Origin of the sequence: Halomonas sp. RT37, assembly GCF_040070525.1 — a bacterium.
Lineage (GTDB): Bacteria > Pseudomonadota > Gammaproteobacteria > Pseudomonadales > Halomonadaceae > Halomonas > Halomonas litopenaei.
The window spans coordinates 1169886-1193439 of record NZ_CP098827.1 but is presented as its reverse complement, the minus strand read 5'-3'; the positions used below and the strand labels follow the sequence as shown (position 1 = coordinate 1193439).

The 23554-nt window shown below is 65.5% G+C and carries 17 protein-coding genes; 6 read left to right on the top strand and 11 right to left on the bottom strand.

Annotated elements, in window-relative coordinates:
* The first annotated feature begins 74 nt into the window (after positions 1–74).
* A complete protein-coding gene (locus NFG58_RS05380; protein ID WP_045994372.1) occupies positions 75–1724 on the top strand; it encodes an FMN-binding glutamate synthase family protein in 1650 nt (549 codons plus the stop codon).
* A 100-nt stretch (positions 1725–1824) separates the two neighbouring features.
* Here the strand turns inward: NFG58_RS05380 and NFG58_RS05375 are convergent, their stop codons facing one another.
* Positions 1825–2820 carry a cation diffusion facilitator family transporter gene (locus NFG58_RS05375; protein WP_222515464.1) on the bottom strand — a complete coding sequence of 332 codons (996 nt, stop codon included), beginning with the start codon at positions 2818–2820 and terminating at the stop codon, positions 1825–1827.
* A 259-nt stretch (positions 2821–3079) separates the two neighbouring features.
* Between NFG58_RS05375 and NFG58_RS05370 the strand changes: the two genes are divergently transcribed.
* Complete coding sequence (locus NFG58_RS05370; protein ID WP_222515465.1) at positions 3080–5014, top strand: alkaline phosphatase D family protein; 1935 nt, start codon at positions 3080–3082, stop codon at positions 5012–5014.
* A 248-nt stretch (positions 5015–5262) separates the two neighbouring features.
* On the opposite strand, the gene NFG58_RS05365 is transcribed toward NFG58_RS05370, so the two are convergent.
* Positions 5263–6396, bottom strand: a complete 1134-nt coding sequence (locus tag NFG58_RS05365; RefSeq protein ID WP_045994370.1) for an AI-2E family transporter — start codon at positions 6394–6396, stop codon at positions 5263–5265.
* A gap of 333 nt (positions 6397–6729) precedes the next feature.
* Here NFG58_RS05365 and NFG58_RS05360 point away from each other — a divergent pair, with 333 nt between their 5' ends.
* Entirely contained in the window at positions 6730–7602 is an 873-nt protein-coding gene (locus tag NFG58_RS05360; RefSeq protein ID WP_261395008.1) for an SIMPL domain-containing protein, read from the top strand.
* A 202-nt stretch (positions 7603–7804) separates the two neighbouring features.
* Here the strand turns inward: NFG58_RS05360 and serS are convergent, their stop codons facing one another.
* Positions 7805–9082 (bottom strand): serine--tRNA ligase, encoded by a 1278-nt coding sequence (gene serS, locus NFG58_RS05355; RefSeq protein WP_108450105.1) that lies wholly within the window; start codon positions 9080–9082, stop codon positions 7805–7807.
* 341 nt (positions 9083–9423) lie between these two features.
* Here serS and NFG58_RS05350 point away from each other — a divergent pair, with 341 nt between their 5' ends.
* Together NFG58_RS05350 and NFG58_RS05345 are read left to right on the top strand one after the other, a co-directional pair.
* Positions 9424–12570 (top strand): FAD-binding and (Fe-S)-binding domain-containing protein, encoded by a 3147-nt coding sequence (locus NFG58_RS05350; RefSeq protein ID WP_222515467.1) that lies wholly within the window; start codon positions 9424–9426, stop codon positions 12568–12570.
* A gap of 97 nt (positions 12571–12667) precedes the next feature.
* Complete coding sequence (locus NFG58_RS05345; protein WP_222515468.1) at positions 12668–14611, top strand: sodium:proton antiporter; 1944 nt, start codon at positions 12668–12670, stop codon at positions 14609–14611.
* Positions 14612–14667: 56 nt separating this feature from the next.
* Here the strand turns inward: NFG58_RS05345 and trpC are convergent, their stop codons facing one another.
* From trpC to NFG58_RS05320, 5 genes are all read right to left on the bottom strand, one after another.
* Positions 14668–15468 (bottom strand): indole-3-glycerol phosphate synthase TrpC, encoded by an 801-nt coding sequence (gene trpC / locus NFG58_RS05340; RefSeq protein ID WP_222515469.1) that lies wholly within the window; start codon positions 15466–15468, stop codon positions 14668–14670.
* A 45-nt stretch (positions 15469–15513) separates the two neighbouring features.
* Positions 15514–16533 (bottom strand): anthranilate phosphoribosyltransferase, encoded by a 1020-nt coding sequence (trpD, locus tag NFG58_RS05335; RefSeq protein ID WP_045994365.1) that lies wholly within the window; start codon positions 16531–16533, stop codon positions 15514–15516.
* Positions 16534–16552: 19 nt separating this feature from the next.
* Positions 16553–17134, bottom strand: coding sequence for an aminodeoxychorismate/anthranilate synthase component II (locus tag NFG58_RS05330; RefSeq protein ID WP_045994387.1), 582 nt, complete (start codon positions 17132–17134; stop codon positions 16553–16555).
* A gap of 266 nt (positions 17135–17400) precedes the next feature.
* The gene (gene trpE / locus NFG58_RS05325) at positions 17401–18882 is read right to left on the bottom strand and encodes an anthranilate synthase component I (protein WP_222515799.1); all 1482 of its coding nucleotides are present in this window, start codon (positions 18880–18882) and stop codon (positions 17401–17403) included.
* A 323-nt stretch (positions 18883–19205) separates the two neighbouring features.
* Positions 19206–19871 (bottom strand): phosphoglycolate phosphatase, encoded by a 666-nt coding sequence (locus tag NFG58_RS05320; RefSeq protein ID WP_108131492.1) that lies wholly within the window; start codon positions 19869–19871, stop codon positions 19206–19208.
* 127 nt (positions 19872–19998) lie between these two features.
* Between NFG58_RS05320 and NFG58_RS05315 the strand changes: the two genes are divergently transcribed.
* A complete protein-coding gene (locus NFG58_RS05315; protein ID WP_108131491.1) occupies positions 19999–21297 on the top strand; it encodes an NAD(P)/FAD-dependent oxidoreductase in 1299 nt (432 codons plus the stop codon).
* A gap of 157 nt (positions 21298–21454) precedes the next feature.
* Here the strand turns inward: NFG58_RS05315 and NFG58_RS05310 are convergent, their stop codons facing one another.
* The 3 genes from NFG58_RS05310 to rpe are packed head-to-tail and all read right to left on the bottom strand — an operon-like array spanning position 21455 to position 23460.
* Positions 21455–22312 (bottom strand): mechanosensitive ion channel domain-containing protein, encoded by an 858-nt coding sequence (locus NFG58_RS05310; protein ID WP_249743072.1) that lies wholly within the window; start codon positions 22310–22312, stop codon positions 21455–21457.
* A complete protein-coding gene (locus NFG58_RS05305) occupies positions 22313–22717 on the bottom strand; it encodes a GIY-YIG nuclease family protein (RefSeq protein WP_231498480.1) in 405 nt (134 codons plus the stop codon). It abuts the gene before it with no gap.
* A gap of 53 nt (positions 22718–22770) precedes the next feature.
* Positions 22771–23460: a ribulose-phosphate 3-epimerase gene (rpe, locus tag NFG58_RS05300; protein ID WP_083970258.1), complete on the bottom strand. Its 690-nt coding sequence runs from the start codon at positions 23458–23460 to the stop codon at positions 22771–22773.
* Positions 23461–23554: the final 94 nt, after the last annotated feature.

Sequence of the window (23554 nt, the reverse complement as noted above, 5' to 3'; positions counted from 1 at the left end):
GCTCTATGCCGGTGACAGGTAATGTGCTTGCATGAGTAAAGAACACAAGAAAACCGTGACTCAGGGAGAACGACATGGCCTCGTACCTTTCACGCCACGCCTCGACCCGCTTCGGCGCCTACTACATCGCCGTCGCCGGCCTGATCGTCAGCCTGCTCGGGCTACTGGCGTCACTATGGTGGCTGACGGGGGTGCTGGCGTTTGGCGCGCTGACCGCGCTGGGCACCTATGACATCGTCCAGCGGCGGCGCACGGTCAGTCGCAACTACCCGATCCTGGCGCATATTCGCTACTTCCTGGAATCCATCGGGCCCGAGTTCCGCCAATACTTCATCGAGGCGGACACCTTCGAGTCGCCCTTCTCCCGCGAGCAGCGCTCGCTGGTCTATCGACGGGCCAAGAGCACCATCGACAAGAAGCCCTTCGGCTCGCTCCGGGACATGAACGCCCCCGGCTACGAGTGGATGGGGCCATCGCTGTCACCGGTGGAGATCACCGATCATGACTTCCGCGTGGTCGTCGGCGAGCATCGCGCCAAGCCCTACAAGGCCAGCGTGCTCAATATTTCCGCCATGAGCTTCGGTGCCCTGTCGCCCAATGCCATCAGCGCCCTCAACGAAGGTGCCAAGCTCGGGGGCTTCTACCACACCACCGGGGAAGGGGCGATATCGCCCTACCACCTGCGCGGCGGCGACCTGGTGTGGCAGATCGGTTCCGGCTACTTCGGCTGTCGTCGCGACGACGGTGGATTCGATCGCGACAAGTTCAAGGAGAATGCCCGTCGTGACGAAGTGAAGATGATCGAGATCAAGCTGTCCCAGGGCGCCAAGCCTGGCCATGGCGGCATCCTGCCGGGGGCCAAGGTGACCGCCGAGATAGCCTCGACTCGCGGCGTGCCCGAAGGCCAGGACGTACTTTCGCCGTCCAAGCACTCCGCCTTCTCCACCCCCTGCGAGATGATCCACTTCATCCAGGAGCTGCGCACCCTCTCCGGCGACAAGCCGGTGGGCATCAAGCTGGCCCTGGGCCATCCCTGGGAATGGTTCGCCATGGTCAAGGCCATGCTTGAATGCGGCGACCGCCCCGACTATATCGTGGTCGACGGTGGCCAGGGCGGCACCGGCGCCGCACCGCTGGAATTCATCAACCGCCTCGGCATGCCGCTCAACGACGCCCTGATCCTGGTCCACAACACCCTGGTCGGCGCCGGACTGCGCGACGAGATTCGCATCGGCGCCAGCGGCAAGATCATCAGCGCCTTCGACATCGCCCGTACGCTGGCGCTGGGCGCCGACTGGGTCAACATGGCCCGTGGCTTCATGTTCTCGCTGGGCTGCATCCAGGCCCAGAGCTGCCACAACGACCAGTGTCCCAGCGGGGTCGCCACCCAGGACAAGGCCCGCGGCAACCGCCTGGACGTCGAGGACAAGTCGGTGCGGGTGAAGAACTTCCACGCCAATACCAAGTTCGCCCTGTGCGAGATGCTGGAGGCTGCTGGGCTGCATCACCCCAGCGAACTTGGCCCCGAACACATCATCAGGCGCCTCTCCAATGGCAAGGCGCTGCCCTACATCAGCCTGATCGACAGCCTGGCACCCAAGGAGTTGCTGGAGGGCGGTGCCAAGAACCATCCGCTGTATCGTGAGTTCTGGGATCTGGCGGATGCGAACAGCTTCGATGCCCCCTGCGCCCTGCACAGTCTGCGACAGACCAAGCTTCTCTAGTCGCCGGCCATCCTCGCCCTCCCTGCCTCCAGGGGGGCGGCCACCCGCTCTTCCCTTTCGGCTTGCCTTGCGCCTGCCTGACTTCATGCAGTGGTGTTGCTCAGCGATGATCGACGCAGTCCCCCACCTCTTCCAGTTGCATCGTGACATGCTCGATATCGAACTCCTGGGTCAGCACCTCCCGCACTGCCACCAGAGTTGTCTGGTGGTCTTCTCCCGAGCGCACGCCGACGTGCATCGACACCAGATGCCGTCCGGGTGTCAGCGACCAGGCGTGAACATGATGAACGTCGCATACCGCCGGTACCGTCTCGACGACGGCCCGCTTCATGGCATCGATGTCCAGGGATTCCGGAACGCCTTCCAGCAGGATGTGCCCGCTCTGGCGCGTCAGTGTCCAGGCATTCCTGAGGATCAGCAGCGCCACCAGCACCGACAGCAGCGGGTCGATCGGCGTCCATCCGGTCGCCATGATCACCAGCGAGGCAACGATCGCCGCAACGGAACCGAGCAGATCACCCAGCACGTGCAGCGCAGCACCGCGAATATTCAGATTGTCGCGATCGCCGCCGTGAAGAATCACGAAGACCACGATATTGACCAGCAGTCCCGCCACCGCCACCGTCAGCATGACAGGCCCCAGCACCTCGACCGGACTCAGCAGGCGGCGGAACGCTTCGATCGAGATCCAGACCACGATGGCGATCAGGGTCAAGCCGTTGACGAAGGCGGCGAGGATCTGCACCCGGTCATAGCCAAAACTGCGGGCGTCGTCGGCAGGTCGCTTGCTGAGGCGTGCGGCAAACCAGGCCAGCATCAGGGCAGCGCTGTCGGTGAGCATATGGCCGGCGTCGGCCAGCAGCGCCAGCGATCCGGAGACAACACCTCCGACCACCTCGGCCACCATGAAGGACGCGGTCAGCAGGATGCCCCAGGCCAGCCGACGCTGGCTGTCGGTGTGTACATGGCCGATGCCATGGCCATGGCGGTGCGCGTCATGGCCGTGGGGATCGTGCCGATGCTGGTCACGCTCAGCGTGCTGGTGAGCAGGGCCGTCCGCTCTGGCGCTTTCGGTCGTTCGATGTTCATGAGCCATGGGAGTCTCCCGGGAAGACGCGTTCCTCATCCTTGATGCTAGCATTTGCCAGGTGCTGACCCGGATCGGTCGCGCAGCCAGGTCAAGACAAGCGCTACCAGACCAGTCAGCGCAACGGCCACCTCGGGAACAGTCTGCAAGGCATACGCCGGCGCTCTGGCCTCCTTGCCGCTTACCGTTGATACTCTTGATGTATTCGCCATGCGCGAGGTCTCCCCCGGAACGGGGCTTACCGACAGCGAACCGACACAGGACCGCCATGACCGACACCGGAACGTCTCCCGACGACCTTCCCGCCATCCTCGCCGGCCCCATCCTGCGACGCTTGAGTCCCGAACGTCTGCGCATCTGGCTGGTGGCGAGCCGTCCTCTCAGCTTGACCCTCGAGCTGTCACCCAGCGGCGAGTCACCGCGCCGACAGCCGCTTGGTGAGGACGATTACCGGCTGGTGCCACTGGGCCGCCATGCCCTGCTCTACCTGATCGATGCACCGCTGGATGAGCCTCTGCCCCAGGACACCCGGATCGACTACGACCTCAAGGTGACGGGCGAGCGCGAAACCTCACTCGGCGAGCTGGCGCCCCATCTGTGCCATGAAGGGCACGAGACGCCGGCATTCGTGCTGGCATCGAGCCACCGACGCCTGCTGCATGGCTCCTGCCGTCGTCCTCACTACGATGGCCCGGACGGCCTGGCCCATCTGGACAACTGGCTCGCCCAGCGTCTCGACTGTCCCGAACAGTGGCCGGCCTGGCTGTTGATGACCGGCGACCAGATCTACGCCGATGACGTCGCCGGCCCCTTGCTGGTGGCGATACACGCGCTGATCGAGCGCCTGGGGCTGTTCGACGAGACCCTCGAGGGCTCAACCATCGACGACAGCCAATCGCTCTACGCAAGCCCCTTCAGCTACTATCGACGCGAAGAGTTGCTGCCCGACGTCAAGAGCTCGGCTGCCCTCAAGGATCGCTTCTTCGGGGGCGTACGCAAGCCGGTGTTCACGTCGGCCAGCGCCGCCAATCACCTGATGACCTTCGCCGAGATGGTGGCCATGTACCTGCTGGTCTGGTCGCCGACGCCGTGGCGCCTCATCGAGTGCCAGCCTCCTGCGCTTGAAGAAGAGCGACGAGAGACCTACGACGACCAGGCCCGGATCATCGACGACTTCGTCGCTACCCTGCCTGCCGCCGCCCGCGTCATGGCCCAGTTGCCGAGCCTGATGATCTTCGATGACCACGACGTCACCGACGACTGGAACCTTACCGCGCAGTGGGAAAGCACGGCTTACGGCCACCCCTTCTCCAAGCGCATCATCGGCAATGCCTTGCTGGCCTATCTGCTGTGTCAGGGCTGGGGCAACGCCCCCGAGCGGTTGAAGACACCGCTGGACGAAGCCCAGGCGCTGTTGAGCAACGCCAACGATAACCAAGGCTGGCTCGACAAGGATCAGCAGGATGCCTGTCTCGAGCGCCTCTTTCGCTTCGAGGGCTGGGAATTTCAGGTGGAGGGCAGTCCACGTCTGGTGGTGCTGGATACCCGCACCCGACGCTGGCGCAACGGGCGCAAGCCCGAACGGCCATCCGGCCTGATGGACTGGGAGGCGTTATCGGAATTTCAGCAGGAGTTGATCGACGCGCCGTCGGCGGTCATCGTCTCTCCGGCGCCGATGTTCGGGGTCAAGCTGATCGAGACCATCCAGAAATTGTTCACCCTGGCGGGCAAGCCGCTGCTGGTGGATGCCGAAAACTGGATGGCCCATCGTGGCGCCGCCAGCGTGATGCTCAACATCTTCCGCCACTCGCGGACCCCGGGGCACTACGTCATCCTGTCCGGCGACGTACACTACTCCTTCGTCTACGACGTGCGTATCCGTCACCGACACCAGGGCCCGATGATCTGGCAGATCACCTCCAGCGGTCTCAAGAACTGCTTTCCCGACACCCTGCTGGATACCTTTGATCGTCTCAATCGCTGGCTTTACTCGCCACGCTCGCCGCTCAACTGGTTCACCCAGCGCCGGCCCATGGCGGTGGAGCCCAGGGACCCGGACCGCGCCAAGGCCGGAGAACGCCTGTGGAACGGGCCCGGCATCGGTCTGGTCACCCTGGCCGAGGACGGTAGCCCCGAGGACATCCGTCAGCTCGACGCCCGTGGCATGGAGGTGGTGTTCCCACCGCCCGAGAAGGCGCCATAACCCCGTCCTTGGCTCACTTGCACTACAGCAGCCGACCCTGGCCGGGTCGGCTCAACCTTTTGTTGGGTTTGCCCAGCTTACTAGCGCTGGCTTATGCGCCCGGTCGGTTTACTTGCGCTGGACCGATTCGACCTTGCGTTCAGGTGGTCCATATCGCTGGCTCATGCGCCCGGTCGGTTTACTTGCGCTGGACCGATTCGACCTTGCGTTCAGGTGGTCCATATCGCTGGCTCATGCGCCCGGTCGGTTTACTTGCGCTGGACCGATTCGACCTTGCGTTTCAGCTTGCTCATGCGAGCACGCTCGGCCAGTGGCCGGCTGGCGTCCTCCACCGGGCCACCCTTGGCCGGTCCCAGCAGGTGGGCCATCCAGCGGGTCTGGGGGTGGCTGTCGAGGGCGATCTTCAACGTCATCGTCAGCACCACCGACAGCAACATGCCGGTGACCCCGAAGATCCAGCCCCACACCACCAGCGACAGAAAGGCGACGAAGGTGGACAACCCCAGCGCCCGCCCCATGACCCGCGGTTCGACCAGATTGCCCATGACGAAGTTGATCGACAGATAGGCAAGGCTCAGCAGCAGCGCATCGCCCATGCCCCCGTCCGGAGACACCAGCACCAGCAGCACCGCCGGCACCGCGGCGATGGCCGAACCGATGTTGGGGATATAGTTGAGCGCAAAGGCCAGCACCGCCCACAGCAGCGGGAAGTCGACCCCCACCAGCAGACAGGCCACCCACACCAGGGCCCCGGTGACCAGGCTGATCACGGTCTTGACCGCCAGGTAACGCTTGAGGGTGTGGCTGAACTCGTTGAAGCGCTCGAGGCTCGGGGCGGGGTTGGCCAGCGCCCGGGATATCTTGTCGCGGAAGTTCAGCGTCTCGAACAACATGAACATCACCAGCAGCGCCACCACGACACTCTGCATCATCAGATTGCCGAGCTGGCTGAGCAGTGCCGGAAGCCATTCGCCAAGCTTCTGGGTGTCGAGAAACCCGGCCAGCCGCTGGGTGTCGATGGCAAGCCCCATGCTGGCCAGTCCATCGAGCAGGCGCAGGTAGTATTCGTATAGCTTTTCCTCGATCCCGGGCAAGGCCTCGGCAAAGGTACCGACACTATTGGCCAGCAACAGCGCCAGCAGGATCAGCATGCCGCCGATCACCACCAGCGTGACCCATACCGACAGTCTCAAGCCCAGCCCCCGCTCGTGCAGCCACTGCACCGGGGCGGTACACACCACCGCGATGAACAGCGACAGCAGCACCGGCACCAGCAGGTCTGCCCCCGCGCGCATGCCGGCGACGATGACCACCAGTGCAGCCAGGGCCAGCGTCAGGTTCAAGGGGAGCCTGCGCTCCTGCGCCTCGACTTCATCTTCCATGGACGGTAGCTCCTCTCGTTAACCAGCCGTCGGCTCGACGGCGTTATCGGCGCCATCATGCCCCGCCAATCGTTTCAGCACAAAGAATCATGGCACATGGCGCAACATTGCCAATGTTCCGTGTATCACTCCGGCGACATTGGCCGGCCCAGGCTCAACCATGCAAGGATCGTGGAGACGCTTGAGATCCGGGAACGTCTCGCCAGGGACACCGTCCCAGTCAGTAGGCCCTGGCCGGTGCTGGACCCTGTCAGACTTGTCTGCGACGCGCCCCCTGTTGTTCGCCCTGTTGTTTGCCCTGTCGTTCATCCCCCACGTTACAAGGAGAATCCGATGTCACTCGCCACTCCCTCCGCCCGGTCACGGGCGATGCCGAGCCTTCGCCTGCGCCACCTCCACCGGCTGGCGACGGTGGGGCTCGGCCTGGCGCTGGCTTCTATGGCCGCCACGCCCTCCCTGGCCGCCGAGTCACCCACGCCACGCTATCTGGATATCCAGGCCCAGTCCGAGCTCAAGGTCGCTCCGGACGAGGCGACCTTGAACGCCCGACTGTGGGAGCTGACACCGGCCATCGCCCAGGAAAAGGACAGTGGTGACCACGGCCAGGCCCTGGCTGAGGCCCGCCAACGCCTGGAGGATCGCGCCGCCGAGCTGATCTCGGCGCTGGAAGACGCGGGTCTTTCCCGCGAGGCGATCAACGCTGGATCGCTGCGGGTACAGCAGGAGATGCTGCATCAAACGCGCCAGGGCAACGACAACCCCATCCCCATGGTACGTACTCGCCTGGAGCGTCCGGTGACCCTGGCGATCAGCGATCTCGATAGCCTTCCGACCCTGCTCGACGCCCTGACCGAAGCCGGCGTCAATGCACTGGACGGCGTCAGCTACGATCTTGCCGACCGCGACGCGGCCAGCGACCGCGCACTGACCCAGGCTCTCGAGCGCGCCAGGGCCAAGGCCGAACTGATGGCGGACGCCCTGGGAGTGGAGCTCGGTGAGGTGATCCATGTCAGCGAGACCAACGCCCCGGTGTTTCAGCCACGCATGATGGCGATGCGCGCCGACATGGCCGAAAGCGGCGGCAACGCCGACTACAGCCCCGGCAGCATCACCATCGACGCCGGTGTCCAGGTCCGCTGGGGGCTGGCCGAGGCAACCACGGATATCGATCAGGATCGCCAGCAGGTCCCGGCTGCGCCGCAATGACGATAGCGGCGACGTCAGCCCGACGGCCATGGCATCGGTGGCCAACGAGTCGCACCCGCCCAACGGAAAGCGGCCGGGGTCCGGTGCCATATCGCCTAAGCCCGTGACGTAAAAAGCCCGTGACGCAAAAGCCCGGGTGGTCCCGACCCCCGGGGCTTTTGCTTAATCAAGGGCAAGCGCGCCTGCCCCTCTCGAGGGCGGATCAGACGTTGATGCGCTCGACCCCGCCCATATAGGGACGCAGCACCTCGGGAACGGTGATGGAGCCGTCCTCGTTCTGGTGGTTTTCCATCACCGCGATCAGGCAGCGGCCCACCGCCAGGCCGGAGCCGTTTAGGGTGTGCAGAAGCTGCGGCTTCTTTTCACCCTTGGCGCGGAAGCGCGCCTGCAGGCGGCGTGCCTGGAAGTCCTCGCAGTTGGACACCGAGGAGATCTCACGGTAGGTGTCCTGGCTCGGCAGCCAGACCTCGAGATCGTAGGTCTTGGCGGCGGAGAAGCCCATGTCGCCAGTGCACAGGGTCACCACCCGGTAAGGCAGCTCGAGCGCCTGAAGGATCGCCTCGGCGTGGCCGCGCATTTCCTCCAGCGCCTCGTAGCTCTTGGCCGGATCGACCAGCTGGACCATCTCGACCTTGTCGAACTGGTGCTGGCGGATCATGCCGCGGGTGTCGCGACCGTGGGAACCTGCCTCGCTGCGAAAGCAGGGAGTATGGGCGGTCAGCTTCAGCGGCAAGGCGCCAGCGTCGACGATCTCGCCACGCAGCAGGTTGGTCAGCGGCACCTCGGCAGTCGGGATCAGGTGGAATTCGCGCTCGTCATCGAGCTTGAACAGGTCCTCGCCGAACTTGGGCAACTGGCCGGTGCCGTAGAGCGAGTCACGGTTGACCATGTAGGGCACATAGCACTCTTCGTAGCCGTGCTCCAGGGTCTGCTTGTCGAGCATGAACTGGGTCAGGGCGCGGTGCAGACGGGCGATCGGCCCGCGCATCACGGCGAAGCGGGCGCCGGTCAGCTTGGCGGCAACCTCGAAGTCCAGATCGCCCTTCTTGGCTCCCAGATCAACGTGATCCTTGACCTCGAAGGCGTACTCGCCGGGGTTGCCCCAGCGCGACACCTCGACGTTGTCGTCTTCGCTTGCGCCTTCGGGCACGCTGGCGTGGGGCAGGTTGGGGATCCCCGCAGCGATGTCTTCCCACTGGCCCTGCACCTCGGCCAGCGCCACCTTGGCGGCGTCCAGGCGCTCGCCCAGGTCACTGACCTCGTCGAGCAGCGGCTGGATATCCTCGCCGGCGGCCTTGGCCTTACCGATCGCCTTGGAGCGAGTGTTGCGCTCGTTCTGCAAACGCTCGGTCTCGGTCTGCAGCTCGCGACGGCGGGATTCCAGCGAGCCAAGCGCCTCGCTGTCGAGAGAGTAACCGCGGGTGGCCAGTCGTTGGGCGAGCGTATCGAGGTCGCCGCGCAGCAGTTTCGGATCGAGCATGGAGTCTGGTCCGTCGCCTGAGTGAAAAGAACATGTCGGATGCGGAAGGCGTCACCTGGGGGCGTGCGTCACCATCGCCAGCGTCGGACGCTGCTCTCGGGCCCCACCGTGAGGACAGCCGAAAAGCGCCCCGCTGGTGTGCCCTGGGACCACCCTCCGCGCAGGCGACACATTGTAGGCAAAAGCGAGAGGCGGCGCCATCGACCGGGGGCGAGCGCCCGCTTCTCTCGCGATCGGGATGCACCTACCCCCCGAGACGCGGTAAAGTGGACGCCCTCCCATTCTCCTGCCCTGTCGATAGCGCCAGCCGCGCCGCCGCGGGGCCTGTATCGACCGAGACCATGATCGCACCACTGCCCCTAGCTGATGCCGCGACCCCACTGGACCAGCACTACGTCGACTTTCTCAAGGCCCTGAAGGCGGAAGGTTTCGAGGGCGAAATCGCCCCGGACTACGCCAGCCGCACGGTGCTGGCCACCGACAACTCGCTCTACCAGCGTCTGCCCCAGGCGGCGGTGTTTCCGCGTCACGCAGCTGACCTCGAGCTGCTCGGCCGGCTCGCCGGGCGGGAAACCTTCCGCAAGGTGGCCCTGACACCGCGTGGTGGCGGCACCGGCACCAACGGCCAGTCGCTGAGCGACGGCCTGGTGGTGGACGTCTCCCGGCACATGAATCAGATCCTCGAGATCGACGTCGACAACCGCCGGGTACGGGTCCAGGCCGGGGTGGTCAAGGACCAGCTCAACGCCGCCTTGAGGCCCCATGGGCTGTTCTTCGCACCGGAATTGTCCACCTCCAACCGGGCGACCATCGGCGGCATGATCGCCACCGACGCCAGCGGCCAGGGCAGCTGCGAATACGGCAAGACCCGCCACCATGTGCTCGAGCTCGACAGCGTACTGATCGGCGGCGAGCGCCTGATCAGCGCCGCGGTCGACGAGGACGAACTCGAGACCCTGTGCGCCGAGGACTCGGCCCGGGGCCGCGCCTATCGCGCCGCCCGCAAGATCATCGAGCAGGAGCGCGAGCGCATCGAGGCGATCTTCCCGCCGCTCAACCGCTGCCTGACCGGCTACGATCTGGCCCACCTTCGCGACGACGACGGCCGCTTCAACCTCAACAGCGTGCTGTGCGGCGCCGAGGGCTCGCTGGCGCTGACCAACGAGGCGGTGCTCAACGTGCTGCCGATCCCGCGCCACTCGATCCTGGTCAATGTGCGCTACCCGAGCTTCATGGCGGCCCTCGCCGACGCCAAGGCGCTGATGGCCGGCGGCTCGTCACCAGAAAAGCCGCAGGCGCTTCGCCCCACCTCCATCGAGACCGTGGACGACAAGGTGTTGAAGCTCGCCATGGAGGACTTCGTGTGGGACTCGGTGGCCGAGTTCTTCCCGGTGGACGACGGCCCGGCCATCGAGGGCATCAACCTGGTGGAGTTCAACGACGACGACCCCGAGCGCCTCGAGGCCCGGGTCGACGCCTTCTGCCGGGGACTCGAAAGCGACACCAGCGTCACCCGCCTGGGCTTCACCCAGGCCATCGGCCGTGACGCCATCGGTCGGGTCTACGCCATGCGCAAGCGCTCGGTGGGCCTGCTCGGCAACGTCAAGGGCGAGAAGCGCCCGCTGCCCTTCGTCGAGGATACCGCGGTACCCCCAGAGCACCTGGCCGACTACATCGCCGAGTTCCGCGCCCTGCTCGATGCCCGCGGGCTCGAGTACGGCATGTTCGGCCACGTCGACGCCGGGGTGTTGCATGTGCGCCCGGCGCTGGACATGAAGGACCCGCGCCAGCAGGCGATGATCCGCGAAATCTCCGATGAAGTGGCGGCGCTGACCCAGCGCTACCACGGCCTGCTGTGGGGGGAGCACGGCAAGGGCGTGCGCTCGGAGTACGCGCCGGCCTTCTTCGGTGAGCTCTACCCCAGCCTGCGACGCCTCAAGGGTGCCTTCGACCCGCACAACCAGCTCAATCCCGGCAAGATCGCCACGCCGCTGGTGGAGACCGACGAAGCGGCCAACAGCCAGCCCGAGCCCGGCGCCAGCCTCAGCGACCCCGGCCTGCTGGCCATCGACGCGGTGCCCATGCGCGGCGACTTCGATCGTCAGATCGACGAGCGGGTGTGGCAGGCCCACGCCGACGCCGTCTACTGCAACGGCAACGGCGCCTGCTACAACTATGATCCCGACGACGCCATGTGCCCGTCGTGGAAGGCCACCCGGGATCGTGTGCACTCGCCCAAGGGCCGCGCCAGCCTGATGCGCGAATGGCTGCGCCTGCAGGGGAAGGCCGGCATCGACGTGGTCGAGGAGTCACAGCGCAAGAAGGATGAGACCGCGCTCGGCTGGCTCGCCCACCTGCCCCGCCGCGCGCTCAACAGCCTGCGCGGCAAGGACGACTTTTCCCACGAGGTCTACGACGCCATGGCCGGCTGCCTGGCGTGCAAGTCCTGCGCCGGCCAGTGCCCGATCAAGGTCAATGTCCCGGCCTTCCGCTCCCAGTTCCTCGAGGTCTACCACGGACGCTACCTGCGCCCGCTGCGCGACTACCTGATCGGCGGGCTCGAATTCCTGCTGCCGGCGCTGGCGCCACTGGCCCCGGCCTACAACGCGGCACTCGATAACCGCCTGGTGGACCGGCTGATGGCCCGCGGCCTCGGCATGGTCGACAGCCCCAGGCTGTCACGCGCCCGGCTCAAGAAGCAGCTCAAGGCCTGGGGCGTGGCCGAGGCCACTCCGCTGACGCTGGGACGCCTCAGCGAGCGCCAGAAGGCGCGCAGCGTGATCCTGGTGCAGGACGCCTTCACCAGCCACTTCGAAGCCAGACTGGTCGCCGACGTGGTGGAGCTGCTGTCGCGCCTCGATATCCGCGTCTTCGTCGCGCCCTACAAGCCCAACGGCAAGCCGCTCAACGTCCAGGGCTTCCTCGGGGCCTTCGAGCGCACCGCCCGCAAGCGTGCCCGAGAGCTCTCCGCCCTGGCCGCCAGCGGCGTGCCGCTGGTGGGCATCGACCCGGCGATGACCCTGACCTATCGCCAGGAGTACGTGAAGGCACTGGGTGAGCAGGCGGTGCCTGAGGTGCTGATGCTGCAGGAGTGGCTTTCGAGTCTGGGCGCCTCGCTGGTGCCCTCGGGACTCGACCTGAGCGAGGAAGCCCCCTTCCAGCTGCTGTCCCACTGCACCGAGAAGACCCAGGCGCCGGGCAGCCCCAAGGCCTGGCAGCAATTGTTCGAACGTTTCGGGCTGCGCCTGGCGCCCCTGCCCTCGGGCTGCTGCGGCATGTCCGGCACCTACGGCCACGAGGCACGCAACCTTACGACCTCGCGCACCATCTACGCCCAGTCCTGGGAACCGGTGGTGCAGGAGCACGGCGACAGCGGTCGCCTGCTGGCCACCGGCTACTCCTGTCGCAGCCAGGCCCGACGCTTCTCCGACAGCCAGCTGCCGCATCCGCTGCAGGCGCTGCTCGGCGCACTTCGTCGGGCGAGCTGAGTCAGACCATCGTTGACGCCTATGATGGCGATGGTTTGCATGATCGACGCCGCGTCAGTACGCTGCGCGGCTTTTCCCGTTTCGGAGTCGACCGACCATGGAGCATGCCGGACTCACCCTGGCGGCCGTTGGCCTGCTGGCGCTGGGCTCACAGTGGCTAGCCTGGCGCCTCAAGGTCCCCGCCATCCTGACGCTGTTGATCGCCGGCATTGCCGCAGGCCCGGTGACTGGCCTGCTCGACCCCGACGCCCTGTTCGGCGAGCTGCTGTTCCCGCTGGTGTCGCTGGCGGTGGCGGTGATCCTGTTCGAGGGTAGCCTCACCCTGAACTTTCGCGAGCTGGGAGGGCATGGCCGCACGGTGCGTCGCCTGGTCACCTGGGGAGCCCTGATCACCGCCCTGTGCGGAGCGCTGGCCGCCCGCTGGCTGCTGGGCCTTAGCTGGGAGATGGCGAGCCTGCTGGGGGCCCTGCTGGTGGTCACCGGCCCGACGGTGATCCTGCCGCTGTTGCAGACCCTGCGGGCCCGCGAGCACCTGACCCAGATCCTGCGCTGGGAGGGCATCCTGATCGACCCGGTGGGCGCCATCGGCGCGGTACTGGTCTATGAATTCGTCGCCCTGGGCTCCGGCACCCAGGCACTGCCGCATACCCTGATGCTGTTCGCCCAGACCGCGTTGATCGGCTTCGGCTTTGGCGTCGCCGGCGGCTATCTATGGGGCCAGGTACTGCGCCAGCACCTGCTGCCGCAACGGCTGCACAGCTTCGGCACCCTGATGACCATGCTCGGTCTGTTCACCCTGTCCAACACCCTGTTTCACGAGTCCGGCCTGTTGACGGTGACGGTAATGGGCGCCTGGCTCGCCAATATGCGTGGCGTGCCCACCCGACCGATCATCGAGTTCAAGGAGACCCTGTCGATCCTTCTGATCTCGGGTCTGTTCATCCTGCTGGCGGCACGTCTGACGGTCGAGCAACTGGCACTGCTGGGCTGGCCGGCCTGGGCCTTTCTGGCGGTGCTGTTGCTGCTGGTGCGTCCGCTGGCGGTGTGGCTGTGCACCCTGGGCAGCGGCCTGGACTGGCGCGAGAAGAGTCTGCTGGCGTTCATCTCGCCCCGCGGCATCGTCGCCGCCGCGGTGGCCTCGCTGTTCGCGCTGCGGCTGGAAGAGATCGGAGTGCCCGGCGCCGACCGGCTGGTGCCGGTGACCTTTCTGGTGATCATCGCCACGGTCGTATCCCAGAGTCTGCTGGCCCGCCCGCTGGGCGACTGGCTGAAGGTGCGCCGTCCCTCGGCCCACGGCGTGCTGATCATCGGCGCCAACCCGGTGGCCCGGCAGATGGCCCACTGTCTGCGCCAGGCCCGACTCGGCGTGCTGCTGACCGACTCGAGCTGGGACGCGGTGCAGGCCGCCCGCGCCGAGGGGCTCTCGGCCTACTACGGTGACCCGCTGTCCGAACACGCCGCCCAGCATATGGAGCTGAGCGGTATTGGCTACCTGATGCCGCTGTCGCCCTACCGAGAGCTCAATGATCTGGCCGCGCTGCACTTCGAGCATCTGCTGGGCCAGGGCCAGGTGTTCCGCCTGGCGGTCAACCTGGGGCGCCAGGCCCGGCGCCAGCACGCCACCGCCATCGAGCATGTTCCCTACCTGTTCGGCCGCGAGATGACCTTTGCCCAGCTCTCGAGCCTGGTCGAGCGTGGGGCTCGCTTCGAGGTCGAAAGGCTCGACGAAGCCCCCCGTTCACGGGCGCTGCTGCGCGCGAGCGGCGATAAGCGTGCAAGTGGAGAAAGGGGAGAAAGGGGAGAAAGACGTCCAGGTCACGTCCACAGCACAGACACCCGGCAAGCGCCTCTCCAGGCCAGGGACGTCGCCAGCGCGAGACGTCAGGGGGCTTTCCCCGGCGATACCGACTCGGCGCCGCTGATCTGTGTCGGCACTTCCGGGCGGCCGCGCATCGCCACCGCCGACGCGCCGCTGACACCACGCAAGGGCGATCATGTGATCCGCCTGGTCATGCCGGACCGGCAAAGTAGTCGGAAATAAAAACACCTCGGGCCGGTCGATGACCGGCCCGAGGTGTCATCAGGCGAGTACAGGACTTAGAAGAACAGTCGCCGCAGGGCCTCGCCCGGATCTTCTTCGCGCATGAAGGCCTCGCCCACCAGGAAGCCGTGGACGTCGTTCTCGCGCATGCGCAGCACATCGTCTCGGCTGTGGATGCCGGACTCGGTGATCACCGTGACCTCGGGCGGAATCCGCGGCAGCAGTTCCAGGGTGGTCTCGAGTCGGGTATTGAAGGTATGCAGGTCGCGGTTGTTGATCCCGACCAGATCCAGATCGAGCGCCAGCGCCCGCTCCAGTTCCTGGGCGTCGTGGACCTCCACCAGCACGTCCATGCCAAGCTCGCCGGCCTGCTGGTGCAGGTCGCGCATCTGGGCGTCCTCCAGGGCGGCGACGATCAGCAGGATGCAGTCGGCGCCGATGGCCCGCGCCTCGCTGACCTGGTAGCCGTGGACGATGAAGTCCTTGCGGATCACCGGCAGACTGCACGCCTCGCGGGCGGCAATCAGGTAGTCCTCATGGCCCTGGAAGAAGTCAGCGTCGGTCAGCACCGAGAGGCAGGCCGCCCCACCCCGGGCGTACTGAGCGGCGATCTCGGCCGGGCGAAAATCCTCACGGATCAGCCCCTTCGAGGGTGACGCCTTCTTGACCTCGGCGATCACCGCGGCGTCGCCGTCGCGGATCCGCTCGGCCAGCGAGATGACGAAACCGCGCGGTGCATCCTGCTCTCGCGCACGCGCGAGCAGCGCCTGCTCGCTGACCTGGCAGCGTCGGCTGGCGACCTCCTCGTCCTTGCGCTCGAGGATTCGCTCGAGGATCGTCGGGGTGGCATTGGCCATGTTGTGATTCTCCTTGCGGCCCGTCGGGCTCTTTTCAGAAAGGTCCTACTGAGCGAACACCCGGGTAAAGTGGGCCAGTTCCTTCATCTTTTCCAGCGCCAGCCTGGTTCCCTGGGCGTCCTGGGCCATCAGCACGCCTTCCTTGAGGGAATCGGCCACGTCGGCGGCGTAGAGGGCAGCGCCGGCGTTGAGGGCGACAATATCCGCCGCAGGCCCCTCGCCGGAAAGCGCCTTCTCGACCAGGCGCAAGCTGTCTTCGGCGGTCTTGACCTTGAGCGGAGCGAGCGACTGACGCTCGATACCGACATCCTCGGGGGTCAGGGTATAGCGGTGGATCTCGCCATCCTTGAGTTCGGCGATGCGGGTCGGCGCCGCCAGCGAGATTTCGTCCAGGCCGTCTTCGGCGTGGGCCACCAGCACATGCCGACTGCCGAGCTGACGCAGCACCTCCACCATCAACTCCAGCAGGTCGGCGTGGTAGACGCCGAGCAGCTGATTGGGCGCACTGGCAGGGTTGGTCAACGGCCCCAGAATATTGAACAGGGTGCGCACACCCATCTCGCGGCGCGGACCGATGGCGTGACGCATGGCCGGGTGGTGATTGGGCGCGAACATGAAGCCGACGCCGACCTCCTCGATGCAGCGGCCTACCTGTTCGGCGTCCAGATCCAGGCCGATGCCGGCCACCTGGAACAGATCGGCGCTGCCCGAGGACGACGACACCCCTCGGTTGCCGTGCTTGGCCACATGGGCGCCGGCGGCGGCGGCGACAAAGCTCGAGGCGGTGGATACGTTAAACAGGTTGGCGCCGTCCCCACCGGTGCCGACGATATCCACGACGTTGTCGCAGGACAGCGTTACCGGCGTCATCAGGTCGCGCATCACCTGGGCGCAGCCACTGATTTCCTCGGCGGTCTCGCCCTTCATCGCCATCCCCATCAGAAAGGCGGCGACCTGGGCGTCACTGGCCTCGCCGGTCATGATGGTGCGCATCACCGCATAGGCCTGCTCTCGGCCCAGGTTCTCCCGGCGCATCACCGCCGCGATGGCATTGGTCATCTGCATGCAAGTCTCCTGATGGTAGTCAGTGGCGCTCGAGGAAATTGGCCAGCATCTCGTGTCCCTGTCGCGACAGGATCGATTCCGGGTGGAACTGCACCCCTTCGATGGGCAGCTCCTTGTGGCGCAGGCCCATGATCAGGCCGGGGGTGACGTCGTCGTCATCGGTCCAGGCGGTGATCTCGAGACACTCCGGCAGACTCTCGCGCTCCACCACCAGCGAATGGTAGCGGGTCACCGAGAGCGGATCATCGAGGCCCTTGAACACGCCCTGTCCGGCATGGCGAATGTCGGAGGTCTTGCCGTGCATGACCTGGGGCGCGCGGACCACCTTGCCGCCGAACACCTGGCCGATGGCCTGGTGGCCGAGGCACACACCGAGCAGCGGCAGCTTGCCGGCGAAGTGGCGAATCAGCTCCAGCGAGATGCCGGCCTCGTTGGGCGTGCAGGGCCCCGGCGACACCACGATGTGGCTGGGCGCCATGGCCTCGATCTCGTCGAGGCTGATGGTGTCGTTGCGTCGGGTTACCACCTCGGCGCCCAGTTCGCCTAGGTACTGGACGATGTTGTAGGTGAAGCTGTCGTAGTTATCGAGCATCAAGATCATGGTGGCTCCAGGATTCAATATTGGGCTTCACCCAGCGAGACGACCCACACACAAAAATGCCGCCTCGCGGGCGGCACTTTCGCTGTCCTGACCGTCGTTGTCCAGACCGTGGTCCGCGACACCCCGGCGCTCAGGGTTCCTCCGCCCGCTTCAGTCGAAGGGGCGCCACCACTGCTGGCGATCACGGGACGGTGCGGAGGTCATATTCATCATGGGCTTATAGTGTGTGTCGTGGTCATGGCTGTCAAGCGGATGTCAGGCCGAACTCAGCGCAGTCCCTGCTCGGCCATGGCCACGGCACGAAACAGCGCACGCCCCTTGTTCAGGGTCTCGTCCCACTCGGACTGGGGCACCGAGTCCGCCACCACGCCGGCGCCACACTGGACGTGCAGCTGACCGTCCTTGATCACCGCGGTGCGGATGGCGATGGCGGTGTCCATGTTGCCATGCCAGGACAGGTAGCCGACGGCCCCGGAGTAGACGCCGCGCTTGACCGGTTCGACCTCGTCGATGATCTCCATCGCGCGGATCTTGGGCGCTCCGGACAGGGTGCCCGCCGGGAAGGTGGCGCGCAGCACGTCCATGGCGCTGTAGCCCGGCTTCAGCTTGCCGGTGACGTTGGAGACGATGTGCATGACGTGGGAGTAGCGCTCGATGGCCATCTGATCGGTCACCTCGACGCTGCCAGTCTCGGAGATGCGGCCGACGTCATTGCGGCCCAGATCGATCAGCATCAGGTGCTCGGCGACTTCCTTGGGGTCGGCAAGCAGGTCCTCCTCCAGCGCCTTGTCCTCCGCCTCGGTCTTGCCGCGCACCCGGGTGCCGGCGATCGGACGCACCGTCACCATGCCATCCTCCAGGCGGGTCAGGATCTCCGGCGAGGCACCCACCACATGGTGGTCGTCAAGGTTGAAGAAGAACATGTAGGGCGACGGATTGAGGCTGCGAAGAGCCCGATACAGGTCCAGCGGCTCGGCCTGGAACTCGATCGACATGCGCTGGGACGGCACGCACTGCATCACGTCGCCCGCCAGCACGTACTCCTTGATCCTTTCCACTGCCGACTTGAAGCCCTCTTCGGTGAAGCCGGAGGTGAAGTGCCCCTCCTCCACCGCCGGGCGCGCGTCACCGGGCACTCGCGAGGCCACCGACAGCGGGCTGCGCAGGGCGTCTTCCAGGGCGCTCAGCCGGGCCTGGGCGGCGCTGTAGGCCGAGGGCGTGGAAGGATCGGCGTGGGTCCACAGGGTCAGACGCCCATAAAGGTTGTCGAACACCACCAGCTCATCGCACACCATCAACAGGATGTCCGGCACCCCGATGGGGTCGTCCTTCTCCACACCGGCCAGGCGCGGCTCGATATAGCGGATCGTGTCGTAGCCGAAGTAGCCCACCAGTCCGCCGTCGAAGATCGGCTGGTTGTCGAGCACCGGCACCTTGAAGCGACACTGAAACTCCTCGATCCAGGCCAGCGGATCTTCCACTTCGGTGGCGCCGGTCACGTCACCATCGACAATATGCTGAACCTGATAGCCCCGCACCTCGATGCGTTCGCGACAGGGCAGACCGATGATCGAGTAACGCCCCCACTTCTCGCCGCCGGTCACCGACTCGAGCAGAAAGGTCCAGGGTTGATCGGCCAGTTTCAGATAGGTGGACAGCGGCGTGTCCAGGTCGGCCATCATCTCGCGGGTGATGGGAATACGGTTGTAGCCGGCCTGGGCCAGCTCGTCGAAACGCTCGGGGGTCATCATGCCCAGATCCTCAATTCAAGAGACGAAAGTGACAACGACAAGAACGGAGTAACGGTCACCATCGCCAACCGCAGGACGTCGTAGGCAGCGACGCAGACAGATGCGGACAGGACATCGAGGAGAAGCAAGGCTGGGCCATGGGCAGTCCACCAGCGAAACGAATGAATGAAGCCAACGAGTGACAGACCGCTACCGCGAGACCCGGGCGCCGCGCTCGAGGATTCCACACGACGGGATTCCCTGTGACGGGCGCCTGGTAAAGCCTGCAATAGCGAGGATTTATCGGCATGACGCTAACGATAGTGTCATGCCAAAAAACCCTAAACGAGTTGTTCCAGCGATTCAACCACCAGATCCGGCTCGCTCAGGCTGATCGGCTCGCCGTGATTGTAGCCGTAAGGCACCGCCACGGTACGGAAACCGGCGGCCTTGCCCGCCGCGACATCGTGACGGGAGTCGCCCACCATAAGACAGTACGAGGGACAGACGTCGAACTGCTGGGACAGGTGCCGCAGCGGCATGGGATCAGGCTTGCGACGAGGCAGGGTGTCGCCACCGAGGCAGGCGGAAAAGAAGCCATCGATACCCAGGTGCTCGAGGATCGGGTGGATGAAGGCCTCGGGCTTGTTGGTGACCAGACACAGGATCAGACCCCGCCCGAACAGCCGCTTCAAGGTCTCCGTCACCCCCGGATAGAGCCTCGTCCTGTCGCAGGGCCGACGATGGTAGTGCTCGAGGAAGCGCTCGTGGGCGGTCTTCAACAGCACCTCGCTGGGGGCCTCGCCCAGTGCATCGGTCAGGGCACGTTCCAGCAGCACCCAGGCACCATTGCCGACCCAGTCGCGCACCCTGGCTTCGCCTGCCGGCGCCAGTTCGACGTCGATCAAGGCGGCATCCACCGCCGCTGCCAGGTCCGGGACCGAATCGATCAGGGTGCCATCCAGATCGAAGGCCACCAACAGCACCCCCTCCAGGGCGTCACCCATAGGCCGTCTCCTCGACTATGCCGAAATTGGAATATCTATGCGCGGCGCACATTCTGGCGCAAGCGCCGTGGTCAGCCAAGCACTTATCTGTCTATGATGGCGCTCCACCTTTTTTCTGGAGCTCATCATGAGCAAACCCACCATCGTGGTTGTCGGCGGCGGCGCCGGCGGCCTTGAGCTGGTCACGCGCCTGGGACGACGGCTCGGCAAGAAGGACAAGGCCGACATCGTGCTGGTCGATCGCAATTCGACCCACATCTGGAAACCGCTGTTGCATGAGGTCGCCACCGGCGTCCTCGACTCGGGCCTCGACGAGATTTCCTATCAGGCCCACTCGGCGGCCAATGGCTACCGCTTCCAGCGCGGCACCCTGTGCGATCTGGATCGCGAGTCCCGCCAACTGACCCTGGCCCCCATCGTCGATGACGAGGGCAACGAGATCCTGCCGGCGCGGCGTCTCGACTACGATCACCTGGTACTGGCGGTCGGCAGCGTCAGCAACGACTTCGGCACGAAAGGCGTGGCGGACCACTGCCACTTCCTCGACAGCCCCGCCCAGGCCGAAGGCTTTCGCCAGGCACTGCTCAATACCTTCATGCGCTACAGCACCCGGCTCGAGGATCAGGATCCCTGCATTACCGTGGGCATCATCGGGGCCGGGGCCACCGGCGTCGAACTGGCCGCCGAGTTGCACGACGCCTCGCGCATGCTCAAGAGCTACGGCTTTACCGCGCTGGGCCGCGAGCACCTGCGGGTCCACCTGATCGAGGCCGCACCCAAGGTGCTGCCGGCGCTGCCGGACCGCATCAGCGGCGCGGTGCACAAGGAACTCGAGAACCTGGGGGTCAAGGTCCATGTGGACACCCGGGTGACCATGGTCGACGAGCGCGCCATCCACACCACCGACGATGACGCCATCGAGATCGACCTGGGGGTGTGGGCCGCCGGCATCAAGGCTCCGGCCTTCCTGGCAGAACTGGGGCTGGAGGTGGAGCGCAACAACAGGGTCAAGGTGGCCGCCACCATGCAGAGCATCGATGACCCGCGCATCTTCGCCTTCGGCGACTGCGCAAGCTGCCCCCAGGAAGACGGCACGGTGGTGCCACCCAGGGCCCAGGCCGCCCACCAACAGGCCGGCGTGCTCTACCGCAACCTGTGTGCCGTGGTCGACGGCAAGCCGCTCAAGGAATTTGTCTTCCGCGACCGAGGCTCGCTGATTTCGCTGGCCCACTTCGACGCCATCGGCAGCCTGATGCGCGCCGCCTCGGCCCGTAGTCTGTTCATCGAGGGTAACCTGGCGCGCTTCTTCTACGCCTCGCTCTACCGCATGCACCAGCGCGCCATCCACGGCACGGTCAAGACCGCGATGATGGTGGTGGTCGATGGGCTTAACCGCTTCCTCAAGCCCAGGCTAAAGCTGCACTAGGGCTCGTCTGAAAAGTGCCTGCACTCGTCGACTTTTCGGACAGAGCCTAGTCCCTGCCCGCACTCCCCTGGCAGACATCGCACGCACGTTCACAGCAAGAGAGGCTGCCCCAGGGCAGCTTCTCTTGCTTGTCGTCATCGACAGCACCACATCCTGCTCAGGCGTTGGCCTGGGACTCGTCCTTGGCGTGGTGATAGAGGTGCACGTCACGCTGGGGAAAGGGAATGCTGATGCCTTCGCGATCGAAGCGACGCTTGATCTCCTCGGTCATCTCCCAGTAGACGTCCCAGTAGTCGGATGCCTGCACCCAGGGCCGCACGATCCAGGTGATGGAGGAGTCGCCCATGGCATTCATGCGGATATTCGGCGCCGGTTCGCTGAGCACGCGAGGGTCGTCGGCGACCACGCTCTCCAGCACCCGACGCACGGTATCGATGTCGTCGTCATAGCCGACCCCCACCGTCAGATCGACCCGACGAGTGGCGTGGGCAGAATAGTTGACCACGGCACCGCTCATCATCTGGCCGTTGGGCACGATGATCTTGCGATTGTCCGGTGTGCTCAGCTCGGTGCTGATGATCTGCACATCCTCGACGGTGCCGCTGACCCCACCGGCCTCCACGTAGTCGCCGATCCGGTAGGGGCGGAAGATGATGACCATGACCCCGGCGGCGAAGTTGGCCAGCGACCCCTGCAGGGCCAGACCCACCGCCAGACCGGCGGCACCGATCACCGCGATCAACGAGGCGGTCTGGATACCGATCCGGCTGATGGCGGCCAGGATCACGAAGGTCAGCAGCAAGGCATACAGGATGTTGCCGAGGAACTTGACCAGCAGGGGTTCGACGTCGGCACGCTGCATGCCCTTGACCACCACCCGGTGTACCGCCTTGGCCACCCAGCGCCCGATGATGAAGATCGCCGCCGCGGCGACCAGATTGATCAGAAACTGCAGCCCGGTGGTCGAGGCAAACTCGATCAGGGCCTCCACGTCCAGCTTTTGCAGGAACTCCATCTACCTCTCCTTGTATGTCGTTTTCGTTATCGAAGTACGATCCTGCTCAACCACCGCCCTCGCTTCGTCAGTGCTGATGCGCGCCGCCAGCCACTGGCGCTTGCGACGCACCGACATGCGCTTGACGGCGATTTCCAGCCGGCTGGCGTCACCTCGCGTGCCGACCGGCTCCTGATGGCGAAGCGTCAGCGGGCCCTTGCCACGCAGCGCCTTGGCGCCCTTGCCGCTGCGGTGTTGTTCGACACGCCTGGCGACATCGGTGGTTATGCCGGTATAAAGCGCCCCGGCCGCCGTCTCGACGATATACAGGTACCACGTCGTCGTTGCCGCCGCCGGCAGCTCGGGTACTGGCTCGCCTGAGACAGGCTCATCTGAGACAGGCTCGACTAAGCCCGGCTCATCCAAGCCCGGCTCGCCTAAGCCCGGCTTGCCTGAGCCAGCATAGTCCGAATCGCCAATCACCGCGTAGAGGCCAGGCGCGAGCGAAAGTCGGCGATGATGCTGTCGTAGCCGTGGGGGTCCTCGTCGCGACGCGCGCCGAACACCGCGGAGCCCGCGACGAAGGTGTCCGCCCCGGCGCGCGCGATCTCGGCGATATTGTCTACCTTCACGCCACCATCCACCTGCAGACGAATATCCCGTCCGCTGGCGTCGATGCGCGCACGCGCCTGGCGCAGCTTGTCGAGCGTCGCCGGGATGAACGACTGCCCGCCGAAGCCCGGATTGACGCTCATCAGCAGCACCATGTCGACCTTGTCCATCACGTAGTCCAGGTAGGACAGTGGCGTCGCCGGGTTGAACACCAGTCCCGCCTTGCAGCCGCCGTCACGAATCAGCTGCAGCGAGCGATCGATATGTTCGGAGGCCTCGGGGTGGAAGGTGATGTAGCTGGCACCGGCATCGATGAAGTCACCGATCAGTCGATCCACGGGCTTGACCATCAGGTGGGCGTCGATGGGCGCGGTGACGCCATGCTTGCGCAGCGCCTCACAGACCATCGGCCCGATGGTCAGGTTAGGCACGTAGTGATTGTCCATTACGTCGAAGTGGACGATATCGGCACCCGATGCCAGCACGTTGTCGACCTCTTCTCCCAGGCGGGCGAAGTCAGCGGACAGGATCGAAGGCGCGATCAGGAAGTCGTTCATGGAGTCATCCGAGGAGAGAGTCATGGTGGAGGCCACAAGGGCTCGACGAAAAGCGGCATTCTAGCAGTTGGTCCCGCCCGCATCAGCGATCTTC

Coding starts and splice junctions, on each gene's coding strand:
- trpC (WP_222515469.1), bottom strand. CDS start 15,468: ATGGCCAATGCCACCCCGACGATCCTCGAGCGAATCCTCGAGCGCAAG.
- NFG58_RS05345 (WP_222515468.1), top strand. CDS start 12,668: ATGGAGCATGCCGGACTCACCCTGGCGGCCGTTGGCCTGCTGGCGCTG.
- NFG58_RS05375 (WP_222515464.1), bottom strand. CDS start 2,820: ATGGCTCATGAACATCGAACGACCGAAAGCGCCAGAGCGGACGGCCCT.
- NFG58_RS05310 (WP_249743072.1), bottom strand. CDS start 22,312: ATGGAGTTCCTGCAAAAGCTGGACGTGGAGGCCCTGATCGAGTTTGCC.
- NFG58_RS05320 (WP_108131492.1), bottom strand. CDS start 19,871: ATGGGTGACGCCCTGGAGGGGGTGCTGTTGGTGGCCTTCGATCTGGAT.
- trpD (WP_045994365.1), bottom strand. CDS start 16,533: ATGCAGATGACCAATGCCATCGCGGCGGTGATGCGCCGGGAGAACCTG.
- NFG58_RS05330 (WP_045994387.1), bottom strand. CDS start 17,134: ATGATCTTGATGCTCGATAACTACGACAGCTTCACCTACAACATCGTC.
- NFG58_RS05365 (WP_045994370.1), bottom strand. CDS start 6,396: ATGGAAGATGAAGTCGAGGCGCAGGAGCGCAGGCTCCCCTTGAACCTG.
- NFG58_RS05360 (WP_261395008.1), top strand. CDS start 6,730: ATGTCACTCGCCACTCCCTCCGCCCGGTCACGGGCGATGCCGAGCCTT.
- trpE (WP_222515799.1), bottom strand. CDS start 18,882: ATGACCCCCGAGCGTTTCGACGAGCTGGCCCAGGCCGGCTACAACCGT.
- NFG58_RS05315 (WP_108131491.1), top strand. CDS start 19,999: ATGAGCAAACCCACCATCGTGGTTGTCGGCGGCGGCGCCGGCGGCCTT.
- rpe (WP_083970258.1), bottom strand. CDS start 23,460: ATGAACGACTTCCTGATCGCGCCTTCGATCCTGTCCGCTGACTTCGCC.
- NFG58_RS05370 (WP_222515465.1), top strand. CDS start 3,080: ATGACCGACACCGGAACGTCTCCCGACGACCTTCCCGCCATCCTCGCC.
- NFG58_RS05350 (WP_222515467.1), top strand. CDS start 9,424: ATGATCGCACCACTGCCCCTAGCTGATGCCGCGACCCCACTGGACCAG.
- serS (WP_108450105.1), bottom strand. CDS start 9,082: ATGCTCGATCCGAAACTGCTGCGCGGCGACCTCGATACGCTCGCCCAA.
- NFG58_RS05380 (WP_045994372.1), top strand. CDS start 75: ATGGCCTCGTACCTTTCACGCCACGCCTCGACCCGCTTCGGCGCCTAC.